We start from the raw sequence: 14,721 nt of genomic DNA, 5'->3' as shown, positions 1-14,721 counted from the left end.
CTCAAGGGTTCGCGCCGGTGCGCGCACTGATGTCATCGAGGAAGGCCCTGAGGTAGGGCAGCACTTCCACGCCGCCTTGTGCGGTGCCCCGCGCGCCGACGGTGATGATCGCGCTGTCGGTGATGAGCGTCAGCGTCGCCGTCGCCGGATCCAGGCCGAGCTTCTCAGCGAAGAGGGTGCCATTGCCGAGGGGCATCTCCGCGGTTTCCAGCAGCCGCTGCTGTTCCTCGGCCCGTGCGCGGCCGCCGGGTGCCGAATCGATCGTTCCGACGATGATCGTGAGCAGACGGCCGTTGACATTCGAGCCGTATCCGCAGTGCAGGCCGGTCTCGTCGGTACCGGGTACGGAGTAGCCGGCGTCTGCCCTGGCCCCGGCGGAGAGCGGGGTGGCCTCGCCGAACCGGGGAGACCACCCCGGCAGGATGTTCGATCCGACGACCTCGGCGCAGGTCTGGGGGAGAGTGAAGACGCCAGGCCCTCCGGACGGGACCGCACTGCTCACGGGAAGGCGTGCACTCGTCGGAGGTGCCGGGTTCGGGCTGCCGTCTGCGGGAACCTCCAACCGCGCGGTGATGCGGGGCAGCCAGTCGGCCAGAACCGGCACGAGGCCAGGCCCGTCGGCTGCCGAGATCCCAGTCGAATACACGGCGATGTCTGCGTCGTCGGTGATGAGGTCGACGCGGGCCACCGTGCCGTCGCTGTCGGGAGTGCCACTGGAGTAGAGGGCGGCTCCGTCGGAGCTTGTCGAGGGCACTCGTCCCTGGCTCTGGAGGTCGGCCTCCCTCGTAGAACGCGGATTGTCGGCCGAGAAGACATCGACAGCGACCGTGAACGAGGGGAACCCAGTGTCGGTCGAGCCGTACGAGCACGACCGGCCTGGTGGCCGGTTCGGGCTGTCGAGCGGCGCACCCATCTCGTTGCTGAGGGGGGCGTCGCCGTACCGAGCGGACCACTCGGCAATGATGCTCGGGTCGACAAGCGACGCGCAGGAGTCGGGCAGCGTGAAGACGAGCGGAGGCACAGGGGTGGCCGTGCCGGTGGTCGGCGCGCTGATGCCGTTCTGCTGCCAGGCTCCGATCCCGAGGGCATTGGCCAGCACGAGGGCGACAACGGCGACGGCGGCCACGACACCGCCGAGGGCGAGGAAGGCGCGTCGCACCGGATGTCCCGGGGTGGCCCGTCGCCGGGAGCGGACAGTGGCCGGAGCGTCGCTCTCTGCGGCGGCGGACGATTCTGCAATGCGCTGCTCGAGGAGCACCCGCCCGCGTGCGACGGCGGACGCGCTCGGATCCGGCGCCGAGGCACCGAGGGCGCGGAGTGCGGTCAGCTGGTCCATGAGGTCGATCCTGTTCGCGGCGTGGGGTGGGGAGGTTCGGTGGCGGCGGCGGCCTGCAGGATCCGCCGGGCGCGGTTCAGACGCGAGCGAACCGTGCCGACGGGGATTCCCATCGCAACGGCGACGCCGGCGTAGTCGAGGTCGGCCCACGCGTAGAGCAGCAGGGCGTCGCGATCGTCGTCGCGCATCGCCTGGAGGGCGGGGGCCAGGGAGCGCACGGCGAGCTGGGCATCCATCAGGGCGTTCGATCGGTCGGCCGGTTGCTCGGATGCGCTCGCCGTGCTGATTTCGTTGAGCCCCGCAGCGATGAGGGCGTTCCAGGTTCGGGCTTCGACTCGGCGGTGCGCCTTCAGGAGGGTCGTCGCGATGCCGAAGAGCCAGGGACGGGCGTCGGCCCACGCCGGATCGAATCGCTCACGACGGTCGAACGCCACGAGGAAGGTCTCGGACATGATGTCGTCGGCGACGTTCTCACCCGCCCGGCGGGCGGCGTACCGGTGGATCGTTCGGGCGTGCCTCTCGTAGAGCTGCCCGAAGAGTGCCGGGCTCGCCCGGGATCTGAGGATGATGTCGCTGTCGGTGCTCACGCTGGGTATTGCACGCTGGCGGGCAGTGGGTTCACGGAGTGGTGTCGACAGGCGTGGTCCGGGCTGTCGGCCGGCGGAGTGCCGGGTCGGCTCCGCGGAGGCCGAAGAGCGCGAGGGCCGCCGCCACGAGGGCGAGGGAGCCGATCAGGCCCGCCGTGGCAGACCAGCCCGCGGCGTCGAAAAGGAGGCCGCCGAGCCAGCCGAAGAAGCTCGACCCTGCGTAGTAGAAGAGGTTGTAGAGGGACGACGCCTGGGCCCGGCCGACCGTGGCTTCGGCGGCGGTCCAGCCCGAGGCGGTCGAGTGCGCCCCGAAGAACCCTGCGGTCGCCACGACCAGACCGGCGAGCACGAGTACGAGCAGCGACGACAGGGTCAGGACGACACCGGCGATCATGAGGGCGATGGATCCGAGCAGCACGGGGCGGCGTCCGATGCGACTTGCGAGTGCGCCGGCCTGGGCCGATGACCAGGTGCCCGCGAGGTAGGCGATGAAGACCAGGCTGACGAGCGCGGGTGGGAGCCAGAACGGCGCCACCGCCAGGCGGAAGCCGAGGTAGTTGTAGAGCGCCACGAAGCCACCCATCAGCAGGAAGGCCTGGGCGTAGAGCACCAGTTGGCGGGGGGAGCGCAGGTTGGCAGCCAACCGCCGGGCGAGAGAAAGGTCGGTGCCGGGCCTCCGCTCGGCCCTCGGCACGAATCCCTGGGGCTCCGGCGCGAGCCGGATGAAGACCACAGCTGCGACGGTGCAGAGTGCGGCCACGGTGAACACGCCGATGCGCCAGGTGGTCAGTTCGGCAAGAGGTCCGGCTACGAGCCGCCCGAGCAGACCGCCGATGGTGGTGCCCGCGACATACGTTCCGGCGGCCCGGGCGGCATGGCCTCTGAGGACTTCTTCGCTGAGATACGCGATGGCGATCGAGGGAACGCCACCCACCATCACGCCCTCCAGGAACCGCCCGGCCAGCATCACCTCGAACGTCGGAGCGAAGGGAACGAGCAGGCCGAGTACCGACGCGGCGACCACGGCGATCGACATCGAACGGAGGCGCCCGATCCGGTCGGCCACGACCGACCACGGGATGACCCCGATCGCGAGGCCGATCGTCGACGCGGAGACCACGAGCGCGGCGGAGGCCGCGCCGATCCGGAGTTCCGATGCGATCTCGGGCAGGGCGGCCTGGGGCGAGTAGAGCTGGGCGAAGGTGGCGATCCCGGCGAAGAACAGGGCCACGAGCAGTCGACGGTAGGCGGGGCTGCCCTTCTCGTGGCCACGCCACGCCGGGTCGGGAGCGGGCGGATTCTTCGCCCTCTCGTCTCCTGCCACGCCTTCAGCCTAGGCGCGGCTGCCCTAGGTTACGTCCCCTCATCCTCTGGTTCAGTTTGTGACGGCTCGGCCAGCACGGCCTCCATCGACCAGGAAGGACAAGCCGGGTTGCGACGTCAATCGTCTGACAGGAGGACCTCGGTCTGCAGGGTGGCTTCCTCGATCCACGCACGGGCCATGTCTGCGTATCGACGGCGACCTTTCTGATTGAGATCTGCAAGTCTCGGCAGCAGTTCGAACATCGTTCGGATGTAGCCCACGATGTCCTCTCTGGGCCCACCGGATGACGCCGTGATGACCTCGATCACCCTCTTCGCGTTTCCGCCGGTGTCGATGAGTGCAACGAGTTCTCGGGCATCCTTTCGGCCCTTCTCGGTGGCGTACCGATCGATGAGGGCAGCGATCTTCGTCGCGATGTGAGCGTCGAGAGTCAGCATGAGCCAGCCTTCCACCGTGAGATCGGGGTCGACGTATTGCGTCAGGATGCCGACATCGAGGAGGAGTTTCGTGCCGAGTTTCGACTCGTACGGAAAGTAGGCGTCAACATGCACGCCGTCGGCAAGTAGGCGTCAACATGCACGCCGTCGGCATTTCCCCGCGCCTTCCTGCCACCACTGTGCAGTTGGTTCTCGCTGTACCCGTCTGGGCGCTGCGGGAGGCGCTGCCGAAGACTCTGCTCGGTGATGATGGGATCGATGTCGTGACTGATCTCACCTCCCACGCGAGCGTTCGTTGCCCAACCGCCGATGAGGATCGATGGCTCCAGGTCGTACCCGAGCGAATCGAGCAGGGCGCGCAGCTTCCCCTCGTCATTCGCTCCGAGGACCGTCATTGGAAGCCATCCGACTGATCCCATTCGCGACCGTGCATGAAGCTGTCGCGAAGAGCGCTTCTGAATTCCGATGCCTGCCAACCGGGGGTGGCGAAGAGGTCGGCGTATGTCTGCGCAAAGCTGGAGTATCCCTTCCAGAGTTTCATCGCGCGTTTGTCCATCGACAGCACGCGAACGTCTTCGCCAGCTGGCAGCTCGAGCAGAGCCGCCGATTCGGGCACATAGACGATGTGTTCATGGAAATCTGCGACAGTGTGGTCCGTGAGGAACGACATCGCAGCGTCTGGGCCACCGAGAGCGTAGGGGCCGCTTTGTGAGTTCAGGAGAGGAAGGATGGCCTCGCGTGTGGTCATGGTGAGCGTATCCCGGGCCAGATTCCGCCACGCACAGAGCATGGTCAGCACCTTGTCGATGCTGATGACGGACAGCCCGCCGCGGCTGTACCGGTCAATGGCACCGATGTTCTCCAGACGTTCGAGAGCCAGATACGCTGTGCTGGCGGGCACGCCTGCATCGTAGGCCAGGTCTCCGACGTTCTTCCACGAACGGTCCCCCAGGATCGCGTGATCTGCGAGGCTCCGCCATACGAGTTCGTTGCCCTTCATGAACAGCACCTTCTGCCATACTGCAGCAATTTCTGTAATCGCGAATACAGAATAACATGTAAACATCATTCCCGAATTGTGGGAGGCGCGGCTGCCCTAGGCTGGCGCGTGTGGGGTACCTGTTTCTCGCTCTGGCGATCGCCAGCGAAGTCGTCGCGACAACGTTCTTGAAGTTCACTTCGGGTGAGGGTGTCACGTTCGCGAACCGCTGGTGGGCCTACATCATCGTGGTGGTTGGTTACCTCCTGTCGTTCGTGATGCTGAGCTTCACGCTGACGCGCGGGGTGCCGCTCGGCATCGCCTACGCGGTGTGGGGCGGCGTCGGCATCTTGCTCGTGACCCTCATCAGCTGGATCGTGTTCAGGGAGTTCCTCACGGTGGTGCAGCTGATCGGCATCGTGCTCGTCGTGGGCGGGGTGCTGCTGCTCGAGCTGGGAGTGAAGCGCTGAAGCCTCCCGCGGTAATCGCGCCGTAACACGGAGCACCTAGAGTCAGCGGATGACCGAAGCCGCCAGCGCTGCTGCCCCCGACGCGTCAGCCGCCCTGCTGGATGCGCTGGCCGCGCACCTCGCGACACCCCTTCTGCCGCGCCTCGTCGCTCTGCCGGGTGGTGTCCGGGTCGAGGTCGACGGCGTCGACCCGGGCAACCGCCTGCTCGTGCAGTGCGTCACGTCGGGCGGGGCGGTGAAGTCCGGGCAGCGCAACAGGGCGATGGCGGATGCCCTCAAGCTCGTGTGGCTCCGCTCGACCCTGTTCGTGGGAGCCCGTATCGCGCTCTGCGTGAGCGAGCCGGTGAGCCGCTTCTTCGCCGATACCGCCTGGCTCGCCCAGGCGGTCGTCGACCTGAGGATCGAGGTGTACGTGGTCACTTCCGACGGCAGTGCCTCGCGTCTCCGCTGAACGCACCACGAAAAGTGCAACGGAATCAGTAGAGTCAGTGCGTGATGTCGATAGCCATCACCCGAAGGGAGGAAGCCTGTAATATGCTACCCACATTGTCCTACGAACGAGGGCAGACAGGGATTCGCGGGGGGATACGGTTGTGGCAGAGGCTCACTGCACCGTCGATCAGTGTGTCGAGCCGGCGACGACCTCGTTGCCCCTGACGCGGAAAGGGGTCCGCCACACTCTCGACGTCAGCGTTGATCACGCGCATGACATCGACTGGGGCGTCATCGCCGAGGAGGAGCTGGCCGAACAGATCGAGGGAAAGTTCGGATCCCAAGGCGTCGCCTGATGAGCGGCGGGCGGAGCGGCAGGACCCAGGCCCTCGAACTGGACTTCAGAACCCGGGTCATCCAGGTGCTGGCCATCGAAACGGCTGTGCGCTACGCGATCTTGGCCGTCTTCGTGGACGTCCAACCCCAGTGGGTCAACGTGGGGCTGGCCGGTGTGGCGGTGGTGGCGGCCCTTGTCGCAGCGCTGGTACGCAGGCGGGTCATCGAGTCCCATGTTCCGGGCCGCATCCTGATCGGCGCCGCCATGCTGACGATCGCGACTCTGTCGGTGTCGGTCTCCCAGGCCGACCTGGCCGTGATCACGTCGTTCTCGCTGCTCGCCCTCACCCTGTCGGCGATCACGCTCGACACCTACCGCGCCGGCGCGATCCTCGGCGCTCTCGGTACGGCGCTGGCCGTGTTCGTCGCCGTGACGCGGAGCACGATCCCGCTTGCGGTGGTGCTGATCTACATCGGTCTCGTCGTCAGCGGGGGATACCTCATCGTCAAACTGCGTCTGTTCCTGGAGCTCGCGCGTGACAACGCCCTGACCCAGGCCGGCACCGACTCCCTCACCGGTGTGCTCAACCGACGGGGGATGGAGTCCGCTGTTCCGGCTCTGGATGCCCGTGCCGACGCTCTCGGCCAGTTGCTCGGCTGCCTCGTGCTCGATCTCGACCACTTCAAGCACGTCAATGACACCTACGGGCACCAGACCGGCGACCTCGTGTTGATCAACACCGCCCACACCCTGAGCCGTGAGGTGCGGAGCCCGAGCCTGGTCGTCCGCACGGGCGGGGAGGAGTTCGCGGTGTTCTCCCCGGTCGCGGATGCCTTAGAGCTCGACCAGCTCGCCGGGCGCCTGACGGCCCGACTGCGCTCGAGCATGACCGAGCGGGCCTCGGGGGAGATACTGCCGAGGGTGACTGTGAGCATCGGCGGCGCAGCCGGACGCGCGGGCACGATGACCGAGCTGGACGCCCTGTTCGCGGAAGCCGATCGGCTGCTCTACGAGGCGAAACGCGCCGGCAGGGACACCATCCGCATCGCGACTCGGGGGAACCTGACATGAACATGTACGCTGACCGTCAAGGCGTGAAACGCCTGCAGGACACCTGCGGGCTCGTATCGGGGGGTGCACTGTGGTCGCTGAGATCATCTTCGCTGCAGAACTGACCCGGCGGGCGCTCTTCGCGGGTGCCGCGTCCGGCGTTGCGCTGCCCTCGGCGTTGTCGGGCCCGCGGGTACCAGCGGATGTCGCCCCCGCCGCGGCGACGCCCGGCGGCCTGGTGTTCAACGTGCGCGACTTCGGGGCCGCGGGTGACGGGGTGCAGGATGATCTGCCGGCCATCCAGGCGGCGATGTCGGCTGCGAGTGGTGCCGGCGGCGGAACCGTGTGGTTCCCGGTCGGTGTCTACCTGGTCTCGGGTTCCATCGGGGACACGGCGGCGGGGTTCACGAGCATCCGGTTGGAGGGGGCAGGTTCCCAGATCGCGACGATCCGCGCGTCGACGGATGCCCCCCTCTTCACGGGGCTCTGGTACATCTGCACCTTCGTCAATCTGGTGCTCGATTCGGGCGGACTCGGCGGGGCCTGTGTCTCCGGGCATTTCGACAAGACCCACTTCGAGAGACTGCTGCTGCTGAACTGGAACGGCTACGGCATGCTGCTGAACGACGGCACATTCGCCGACCAGGGTGGCCTGCTGAACGTGATCGACCGCTGCAACATCCAGCAGAACACCGGTACAGGCATCCACACCGGTTACCGGTTCTACGATTCCTGGATCCTCAACAACAACATCGGCGCGAGCTACGCCGACCTCTCGATCGAGGGTGGGCCCGTGCGGATCCTCGGCAATCACCTCGACGGTTCGCCGACCTACAACATCGAGTTCCGCGGCAACAAGCGCATTCTGGTCTCCAACAACATCCTCGAGGGGTCGCGCAAGCAGTCCATCGTCTACACGATGCCGCCGTGGCTCGGCTCCGACAAACCCCAGATCCAGATCGTCGGCAACACGTTCTCCAACGGGGGAAAACTCGCCCAGAACACCTATCCGGCGATCACAATCGCGGGGGTGTCGAGCGCGGCACGCACCGAGGGCTTCTCTGTCACCGGCAACACCTTCGCCTGCGACGATGACGGGGCCGGCTGGACCTACGTCATCGAAGCAACCTTCGCCCGGGCCATCGCCGCCGTGGGCAACCAGTGGAAAGAGGGCCATATGGCCGTACAGCCCTGTCGGTTCATCACCTGCTCCGACACCGAGGTCGTGGGCAACCACGCAGACAACGCCGTCATCAGGACGTGAGAGAGTCCATCGTGACCGAGACCGGAACGGTTGCCGAAGTCCGCCGCATCATCCGAGAAGGTGATCTCCACACCGTCTTCCAGCCGATCGTCGATCTGGAGACGCGAAGAGTCGTCGCGTACGAGGCCCTGAGCAGAGGGCCGGCGGGGTCGTCGGCGGAGATGCCCGACACCCTGTTCCGGGTGGCGAGCGAGGTTGGGCTGACGTCAGCGCTCGACCAGGCCTGCGTGGCGGAGTCCCTGCGGGCGGGGCACCGCGCGGGCATCGTCGAGCCGCTCTCGCTGTTCGTGAATGTGGAGGCGCAGGCGCTCGACCTCTTCGCCGATCTCCTGCCGATCAGCCTGGTCGTCGTGGTGGAGATCACCGAGCGCGACCTGCTGGACGATCTCGGGATGCTCCTGAGGTCGGTCTCGCGCCTACGGGCCTCCGGGCTGAAGATCGCGATGGATGACGTCGGGAGCAACCCGGCGTCGCTCGCCGTGCTCCCTCTCGTGCGTCCGGACGTCATCAAACTGGACATGAGCCTGCTGCAGAATCAGCCCAGCAGGCACACGGCGCGGATCATGGACGCCGTCAGCACCTACCAGGAGGAGTTCGGCGCTGTGGTGGTCGCAGAGGGTGTCGAGACCGAGCAGCACGTCAGCCAGGCGCTCGCGCTCGGTGCGACGCTCGGGCAGGGGTACCTGTTCGGGCGACCGAGCGATCTCGCGCCCAATGCCTCTCCCCCCGGGGTGCAGGTGCGCGCGCATGTCGCGGAGACGCGACCGGCGGCCACGCCGTTCTCGATCGCCGCACAGTTCAGAACCCCGATGACGTCGACCCGGCCGCTGCTCGTGCAGACGAGCATGCTGCTGGAGGCCCGTGCCCTCGACGGCGACTCTTCGATGGTCGTGCTGTCGACGTTCCGGGACGATGCGGACTTCGGCGACGACCTGCGTGCCCGCTACACGACGCTCGCCAGCCGTTCCAGCCTGGTGGCCGTCTTCCTGCAGGACCGGTTCGGAACGCTGCCGGCGCTGGACGGCATCGACCGGCTCGAGGTGCGTGCCTTCGCCGCCTCGGATCCGCTCCGCGCGGAATGGTCGATGATCGTGCTCAGCGGCACCTACTCCGCGATGCTGACGGCCCGCGAGGTGAGCCATCCCGATGGGCCGGGACTGTTCGAGTACATCCTCACGCACGATCGGGAGCTCGTCACGCGGGGAGCCCTCGCTCTGGCGGTGCGGCTGTGAGGATCTTCGCGAACAGGAGTGTGCGCGAGGTGCGCGCGCTCTCCCTGCAGTTCATCTTCCTGCCGGGGGCCCTGTTCCTGGCGGTCCTGTCGGCAACGGCCGACTTCAACCCCGGTTGGGCCAGGTGGGTCACGTTCGCCGGAGTCGCGGCCGGGCTCGGTATCACCGTCTATGCGAGGGTGACCACGTGGGTGACGACGCGCTTCACGACGCGGGTGGTCATCGCGACGACGCTGCTCACGACCGTCATCGGTCTCAGCATCCAGCCTTCCGCCATCGGTGTGCTGACCGCCTTCGTCTTCCTTGGAACTGCCGTGGCGGCAGCCGCCTTCCTGAAGATCAGGGTCGCGGCAGGCATCTCGATCGGGTGCACCGTTCTCGGTCTGCTCATCATCCTGCTGCGCTCCTCCATCCCCATCGTGGCGGCGATCATCTTCCTGGCCCTTATGACGATCAGCTCGCTCGTCGTGCTCGTTCTCCGCCAATCACTCCAGGCCGCCCGGGACGAAGCCATCGCCCTCTCGCTCACCGACTCTCTGACGGGGCTGGCGAACCGGCGGAGCATGGAGGTCAACATTCCGATCATGATCGCGCTGGCCGAGAGAACCGGCCAGCGCGTGGGGTGTCTCCTGATCGATCTCGACCACTTCAAGGCGGTCAACGACACGCTCGGTCATGAGGCGGGAGACGTTGTGCTGAAGGGTGTTGCTCGTGCCCTGGTGGACACGACCCGCGAGAGCGACGTCTGCGTGCGCATCGGCGGCGACGAATTCTGCATCTTCACCGTCATCTCCGCCGAGGAGGACCTGAGCTTCATCGCCGAACGGGTGCGGGCCGCCGTGGAGGGCCTCCCCCTCACGCCGAAGATGACGGCGAGTGTGGGAGGTGCGGCAACGATCCGCGTCGGTCGGTCTGGCGAGGTGATCGGCAGGCTCGACGAGTTGATGCGGCACGCCGACCGTGCGCTCTACGAGGCCAAGGCGACCGGCCGCAACCTGATCCGGATCCTCTGATGGATCGCGATCGGATTCGCGCGTGACGTCGCTTCGCAGCAGGGAGACCCTGTTCATCGTGGGCGTGCAACGTCTGCCGGCAGCGCGGGCGCTGGTGCCTCTGGGCCGCGCGCTCAGTCTGATCGGTGAGCATGCGGCGGGATGGATCCTTGTCGGGCTGGTCGGCGCGGTCGTCGACTCCGCACGCTGGCAGGCCTGGTTGGGCGGGGTCGTGGCCGTCGTGCTGGCACATGGCCTGTCCATCGCCGTCAAGCGGGTCGTCAGGCGGCCCCGCCCCGGCAGCGACGCCTCGGTGACCGTCTACGCGAGCGCGCCGAGCAAGCTCAGCTTTCCGAGTTCGCACGCGGCATCGACCATGGCCGCGGCCGTGGTCTACACCGCTCTGGTTCCTGTGCTCTGGCCGGTTGCCCTGGTTCTCGTCGTGCTCATGGGCGCGAGCAGAGTGCTTCTCGGCATGCACTTCGTCACGGATGTGCTGGCCGGGTTCGCCCTCGGGCTTCTGGTGGGCGTTCCTGCGGCGCTGATCATCACGTCGCTGCCGGTCGGCTGAGGGCCATCGGGCTGAGACAGGTCGGGTGAGGCCGCCCGGCCTAGCCGCCCGGTCTCAGAGGGTCGGCAGCTCCCAGCCGTACAGGCGGGCGAGCACAGACACCAGGAAGAGGCCGGCCCAGATCATGCCGCAGACGAACAGCCGCACGTCTTTCAGCACCACCTCTTCCGGCGCGCTCGCGTCACCCTTCTCGATGTCGAAGGCATAGAGGAGCAGGGCGACCCCGAACGGGACGATCGAGGCGATCGAGCCGATGGAAGTGCCTCCGTTCAGGTCGAACGCCCACATCGCGTACGAGAGCATGGTGAGCGTCGCAGCGACCGTCCAGACGAAGCGGAGATAGCCGAGGCTGTACAGATCCAGCGTCTTCCGGGTGTGCAGCTCTTCCTGGCCGGCGCTGCCCACCTTCTCGGAGTACCGCTTGCCCGCGACCATGAACAGCGAACCCGAGGAGATCACCAGGAGGAACCACTGGGTGACGGGGATTCCCACCACGGCCGCGCCGGCGATCGCCCGGAGCACGAAGCCGCTGGCGACGACGATGATGTCGATCACGGGCTGGTGCTTCAGCCAGATGCAGTACGAGACCTGGATGACGACGTAGGTCAGCAGCACTGCCCCGAAGAGCACATGACCGGCGACGATGGCGACCGCGCTCGGAACCACCAGCAGGACGAGGGCCGTCGGCCAGGCGGCGCGGACAGGAAACTCTCCCGACGGAATCGGTCGGAACCGCTTTTTCGGGTGGAGGCGGTCGGACTCGATGTCCAGCAGGTCGTTCAGCATGTAGCCGCCCGACGACGTGAGGCTGAAGGCGACGATCGCCAGCAGCACCTCCACGATCACACCCGGCTCGAGCAGCACGCCGGCGGAAAGGGGGGCGACGGCGAGCAGCACGTTCTTCAGCCACTGCTTGGGGCGCATGGCCCGGAGAAAGGCTGGCATCCTGGATGTCGACCCGACCTGTACGACTGTCACTGTTGTTCCCCCATTCCACCGGCTCGCCGCCGGGATGGCTCGTGGGGGCGGAGCCGACCATGGCAGACTTGGACCCCACCCCCACGACAGGGGCCATATGACTCATACTAGAGCTATTGATTCCCCCGAAAAGGTTAACCATTCCGTGAGAACTGGGTTGCTCTATGTGCTCTTCGCCGCGATCTCCACGGTCACGAACCTCGGTTCCCAGTTCGTGACGCAAGCGCTCTACACCGGCCCGTTCGCTCTGGTCGCGAGCGTGATCGTCGGCACGGGTGTCGGAGTCGTGACGAAGTACCTTCTCGACAAGCGATTCATCTTCCGGTTCGAAGTGAAGAGCATGAAACACCAGGCCCGCACCCTCGGCCTCTACACGGTCATGAGCGGGATCACGACGTTGATCTTCTGGGGTTTCGAATTCGGCGCGCTGCTGGTGTTCGGTACTGACGCGGCGAAATACACCGGAGCGGTGATCGGCCTCGCGATCGGTTACGTCATCAAGTACTACCTCGACAAGAACATCACCTTCAGGGCCGACCGTGCCGGAACGGAGTCGCTGTGAGCCAGGTCTCGTCGAGCAGGGTCTCGTCAAGCAGTGTCCCGTCGAGCAGGGTCTCGTCGTGGGGGCGTCTCAGCGACGCCGAGCACTCCGTCGTTCCGATCACCTCGGCGGATGCCGCCCCCGCCATCCTGCAGGCGAGCGCCCCGGGCATCGCACGCGGCATGGAGCGCAGCTACGGCGATGTCGCGCTGAACGCCGGCGGCACCCTGTGGGACACCCGCTCGATGAACCGCCTGCTGGCCTTCGACGACGCCACGGGCATCCTGACCGTCGAGCCCGGAGTGCTGCTGCGGGACATCCAGGCGACCTTCAGCAGGCAGGGCTGGATGCTCGCCGTCACGCCCGGCACAGAGATCGTGACGGTGGCCGGCGCCATCGCCAATGATGTGCACGGCAAGAACCACGCCACCATGGGCACCTTCGCCGACCACGTGGTCTCGATCACCCTGGTGCGCACCGACGGCGAGGTCATCGTGTGCGGCCCGGGCGACGAGCCAGAGAGCCGGGGCTGGTTCGAGGCGACCTGCGGCGGCCTCGGGCTGACAGGCCTCATCGTCCAGGCCTCCATCCGGCTGAAGCGGGTTCCGGGGCCGTGGCTGCTCGCCGAGGACATCCCGTACCAGTCGCTCCCCGAGTTCTTCGAGCTCTCGGATTCGTCGGAGCAGTCGTTCGAACACGTGGTGTCGTGGATCGACATCACGACCGGGGGCGGTCGCCGCGGCATCCTGTCCCGGGCGAACCCCGTTCCCTCCCCGCACAGGGAGGTGCCGCCGTCGGCCACCTCGCTCGGAGCGGCGAAGGGCGGGATCACCTTTCCCGTCGTGCCGCCGCTCTCGCTCGTCAACAGCCTGACGCTGCCGCTTCTCAACCGGGCCTACTATCGCCTGAAGAGAACGCGTGCCGGTTCGAAGGTCGTGCACTACAAACCCTTCTTCTACCCGCTCGACGCCGTCGAGGAGTGGAACAGGGCCTACGGACCGCGCGGCTTCTACCAGTACCAGTGCGTTCTGCCCCGGGCGACGGGGCTCGAGAGCGTGCGGCAGATCCTGGCCATCGTCGCCCGCTCCGGCCAGGGGTCGTTCCTCGGTGTGCTGAAGACGCTCGGCGACCGGGAGCCCATCGGCATGCTGAGCTTCGCGCGGCCCGGGGTGAACCTGACGATCGACTTCCCGAACCTGGGTGCATCGACCCTGGCGCTGCTCTCGTCGCTCGACGCGGTCGTCACCGAGCACGGTGGGCGACTCTACCTGGCCAAGGATGCCCGGATGCCCGTCGCCCTGTTCGAGGCGGGCTACCCCCGCCTCGCCGAATTCACCGAGTACCGCGATCCGGGCATCAGCTCGGAGATGTCCCGTCGACTGTTAGGAAGCTGAATGCCCGCATTGCCCTCCCGCCCCGGATCGAAGCCGTCGACGTGGCCGACCGATGTCGTCGTGATCGGCGCGACCTCGGCGATAGCCTCGAACTGCACGCGACTGTGGCTGGAGGGTGGGGCATCCTCGGTCCTGCTGATCGGGCGCGACCATGCGGGGCTCGACCGGGTCGCCACCGACCTCCGGGTGCGCTTCCCGGCGGCGGAGATCAGCACCTCGTCGATTGACCTGCTCGACGTCGGCGCCATCGGTGACGCGGTCGCCGGGTTTGCGGGCCCGGGAACTGCGGGAGCGGCGGCCGGGGCGGGGCTCACGGTGCTCATCGCTCACGGCTCGATGACGGAGCAGGCCGAGTCGCAGGCCGACCTCGCGAAGGCCGCCGCGGTGCTGCAGGTCACGGGTGTCTCACCCTCACTCTGGCTGGAGGCCTCGGCAGACACGATGACCGCCGGCACCGTCGCCGTGCTCGGGTCGGTCGCGGGCGACCGTGGGCGCAGAAAGAACTACATCTACGGCGCCTCGAAGGGGCTCATCGAGCGGATGGCGGAAGGCCTGCAGCACCGCACCGCTGGCTCGCCGCTTCGGGTGGTGCTGGTTAAGCCCGGCCCGACGGCGACGCCCATGACGGCCGGCCTGCCCCAGAAGGGTCTGGCCCCGGTGTCGGCTGTCGCCGCGGAGATCGTGGCGGGGGTGAACGCCGGCCGGCCAGTGGTCTACGCCCCGGCGAAGTGGCAGCTCATCATGACGGTCGTGCGGCTGATTCCCCGGGTCGTGTTCAACAGACTCGATTTCTGACG

At 67.1% G+C, this 14,721-nt stretch carries 18 protein-coding genes; 12 read left to right on the top strand and 6 right to left on the bottom strand.

What is annotated here, in order from left to right; genetic code table 11:
• Nucleotide 1: 1 nt before the first annotated feature.
• From B7R22_RS16130 to B7R22_RS19940, 4 genes are all read right to left on the bottom strand, one after another.
• Complete coding sequence (locus B7R22_RS16130) at nt 2–1,336, bottom strand: hypothetical protein (RefSeq protein WP_116412719.1); 1,335 nt, start codon at nt 1,334–1,336, stop codon at nt 2–4.
• Nucleotides 1,324–1,923, bottom strand: a complete 600-nt coding sequence (locus B7R22_RS16125) for an RNA polymerase sigma factor (protein WP_253259132.1) — start codon at nt 1,921–1,923, stop codon at nt 1,324–1,326. Before B7R22_RS16125 ends, B7R22_RS16130 begins: the two co-directional genes overlap by 13 nt.
• Nucleotides 1,924–1,954: 31 nt before the next feature.
• On the bottom strand, nt 1,955–3,247 hold the full coding sequence (locus B7R22_RS16120) for an MFS transporter (protein WP_116412717.1): 1,293 nt from the start codon (nt 3,245–3,247) through the stop codon (nt 1,955–1,957).
• A 116-nt stretch (nt 3,248–3,363) separates the two neighbouring features.
• Nucleotides 3,364–3,798 carry a hypothetical protein gene (locus B7R22_RS19940; RefSeq protein WP_253259131.1) on the bottom strand — a complete coding sequence of 145 codons (435 nt, stop codon included), beginning with the start codon at nt 3,796–3,798 and terminating at the stop codon, nt 3,364–3,366.
• Between the two features lie 23 nt (nt 3,799–3,821).
• On the opposite strand from B7R22_RS19940, the gene B7R22_RS19935 reads away from it, so the two are divergent.
• Nucleotides 3,822–4,097: a hypothetical protein gene (locus B7R22_RS19935; protein WP_253259130.1), complete on the top strand. Its 276-nt coding sequence runs from the start codon at nt 3,822–3,824 to the stop codon at nt 4,095–4,097.
• Here the strand turns inward: B7R22_RS19935 and B7R22_RS16110 are convergent.
• The gene (locus tag B7R22_RS16110) at nt 4,076–4,684 is read right to left on the bottom strand and encodes a hypothetical protein (protein WP_116412812.1); all 609 of its coding nucleotides are present in this window, start codon (nt 4,682–4,684) and stop codon (nt 4,076–4,078) included. The two genes, B7R22_RS19935 and B7R22_RS16110, sit on opposite strands and share 22 nt — an antisense overlap.
• Before the next feature lie 110 nt (nt 4,685–4,794).
• Between B7R22_RS16110 and B7R22_RS16105 the strand changes: the two genes are divergently transcribed.
• From B7R22_RS16105 to B7R22_RS16070, 8 genes are all read left to right on the top strand, one after another.
• The gene (locus B7R22_RS16105) at nt 4,795–5,133 is read left to right on the top strand and encodes a DMT family transporter (RefSeq protein ID WP_116412716.1); all 339 of its coding nucleotides are present in this window, start codon (nt 4,795–4,797) and stop codon (nt 5,131–5,133) included.
• Between the two features lie 49 nt (nt 5,134–5,182).
• Nucleotides 5,183–5,584: a hypothetical protein gene (locus B7R22_RS16100; protein ID WP_116412715.1), complete on the top strand. Its 402-nt coding sequence runs from the start codon at nt 5,183–5,185 to the stop codon at nt 5,582–5,584.
• A gap of 142 nt (nt 5,585–5,726) precedes the next feature.
• Nucleotides 5,727–5,921 (top strand): hypothetical protein, encoded by a 195-nt coding sequence (locus B7R22_RS16095; protein WP_116412714.1) that lies wholly within the window; start codon nt 5,727–5,729, stop codon nt 5,919–5,921.
• Nucleotides 5,921–6,973 carry a GGDEF domain-containing protein gene (locus tag B7R22_RS16090; RefSeq protein WP_116412713.1) on the top strand — a complete coding sequence of 351 codons (1,053 nt, stop codon included), beginning with the start codon at nt 5,921–5,923 and terminating at the stop codon, nt 6,971–6,973. Before B7R22_RS16095 ends, B7R22_RS16090 begins: the two co-directional genes overlap by 1 nt.
• 70 nt (nt 6,974–7,043) lie before the next feature.
• Nucleotides 7,044–8,216, top strand: coding sequence for a right-handed parallel beta-helix repeat-containing protein (locus B7R22_RS20135; RefSeq protein ID WP_116412712.1), 1,173 nt, complete (start codon nt 7,044–7,046; stop codon nt 8,214–8,216).
• A gap of 11 nt (nt 8,217–8,227) precedes the next feature.
• Nucleotides 8,228–9,448: a sensor domain-containing phosphodiesterase gene (locus B7R22_RS16080; protein ID WP_147305423.1), complete on the top strand. Its 1,221-nt coding sequence runs from the start codon at nt 8,228–8,230 to the stop codon at nt 9,446–9,448.
• On the top strand, nt 9,445–10,461 hold the full coding sequence (locus B7R22_RS16075; RefSeq protein ID WP_172582483.1) for a GGDEF domain-containing protein: 1,017 nt from the start codon (nt 9,445–9,447) through the stop codon (nt 10,459–10,461). The genes B7R22_RS16080 and B7R22_RS16075 overlap by 4 nt, the downstream gene beginning before the upstream one ends.
• 22 nt (nt 10,462–10,483) lie before the next feature.
• Nucleotides 10,484–11,011: a phosphatase PAP2 family protein gene (locus tag B7R22_RS16070; protein ID WP_216363496.1), complete on the top strand. Its 528-nt coding sequence runs from the start codon at nt 10,484–10,486 to the stop codon at nt 11,009–11,011.
• A 54-nt stretch (nt 11,012–11,065) separates the two neighbouring features.
• Here the strand turns inward: B7R22_RS16070 and B7R22_RS16065 are convergent, their stop codons facing one another.
• The gene (locus B7R22_RS16065) at nt 11,066–11,956 is read right to left on the bottom strand and encodes a decaprenyl-phosphate phosphoribosyltransferase (protein ID WP_116412709.1); all 891 of its coding nucleotides are present in this window, start codon (nt 11,954–11,956) and stop codon (nt 11,066–11,068) included.
• A 178-nt stretch (nt 11,957–12,134) separates the two neighbouring features.
• Here B7R22_RS16065 and B7R22_RS16060 point away from each other — a divergent pair, with 178 nt between their 5' ends.
• The 3 genes from B7R22_RS16060 to B7R22_RS16050 are packed head-to-tail and all read left to right on the top strand — an operon-like array spanning nt 12,135 to nt 14,719.
• Nucleotides 12,135–12,551: a GtrA family protein gene (locus tag B7R22_RS16060; protein ID WP_116412708.1), complete on the top strand. Its 417-nt coding sequence runs from the start codon at nt 12,135–12,137 to the stop codon at nt 12,549–12,551.
• Nucleotides 12,548–13,924 (top strand): FAD-binding oxidoreductase, encoded by a 1,377-nt coding sequence (locus B7R22_RS16055; protein WP_116412707.1) that lies wholly within the window; start codon nt 12,548–12,550, stop codon nt 13,922–13,924. Before B7R22_RS16060 ends, B7R22_RS16055 begins: the two co-directional genes overlap by 4 nt.
• On the top strand, nt 13,925–14,719 hold the full coding sequence (locus tag B7R22_RS16050) for an SDR family NAD(P)-dependent oxidoreductase (protein ID WP_116412706.1): 795 nt from the start codon (nt 13,925–13,927) through the stop codon (nt 14,717–14,719). It abuts the gene before it with no gap.
• Nucleotides 14,720–14,721 lie beyond the last annotated feature (2 nt).

It is taken from the genome of Subtercola boreus (assembly GCF_003399635.1).
Taxonomy (GTDB): domain Bacteria; phylum Actinomycetota; class Actinomycetes; order Actinomycetales; family Microbacteriaceae; genus Subtercola; species Subtercola boreus_B.
The sequence above is the reverse complement of the archived record's forward strand: the minus strand, read 5'-3'. Positions and strand labels throughout refer to the sequence as shown.

Bases quoted from the DNA above. Each gene is read 5' to 3' on its own strand.
- B7R22_RS16110 (WP_116412812.1), bottom strand. From the start codon at position 4,684: ATGAAGGGCAACGAACTCGTATGGCGGAGCCTCGCAGATCACGCGATC.
- B7R22_RS16050 (WP_116412706.1), top strand. From the start codon at position 13,925: ATGCCCGCATTGCCCTCCCGCCCCGGATCGAAGCCGTCGACGTGGCCG.
- B7R22_RS16065 (WP_116412709.1), bottom strand. From the start codon at position 11,956: ATGCCAGCCTTTCTCCGGGCCATGCGCCCCAAGCAGTGGCTGAAGAAC.
- B7R22_RS19935 (WP_253259130.1), top strand. From the start codon at position 3,822: ATGCACGCCGTCGGCATTTCCCCGCGCCTTCCTGCCACCACTGTGCAG.
- B7R22_RS16100 (WP_116412715.1), top strand. From the start codon at position 5,183: ATGACCGAAGCCGCCAGCGCTGCTGCCCCCGACGCGTCAGCCGCCCTG.
- B7R22_RS16130 (WP_116412719.1), bottom strand. From the start codon at position 1,336: ATGGACCAGCTGACCGCACTCCGCGCCCTCGGTGCCTCGGCGCCGGAT.
- B7R22_RS16090 (WP_116412713.1), top strand. From the start codon at position 5,921: ATGAGCGGCGGGCGGAGCGGCAGGACCCAGGCCCTCGAACTGGACTTC.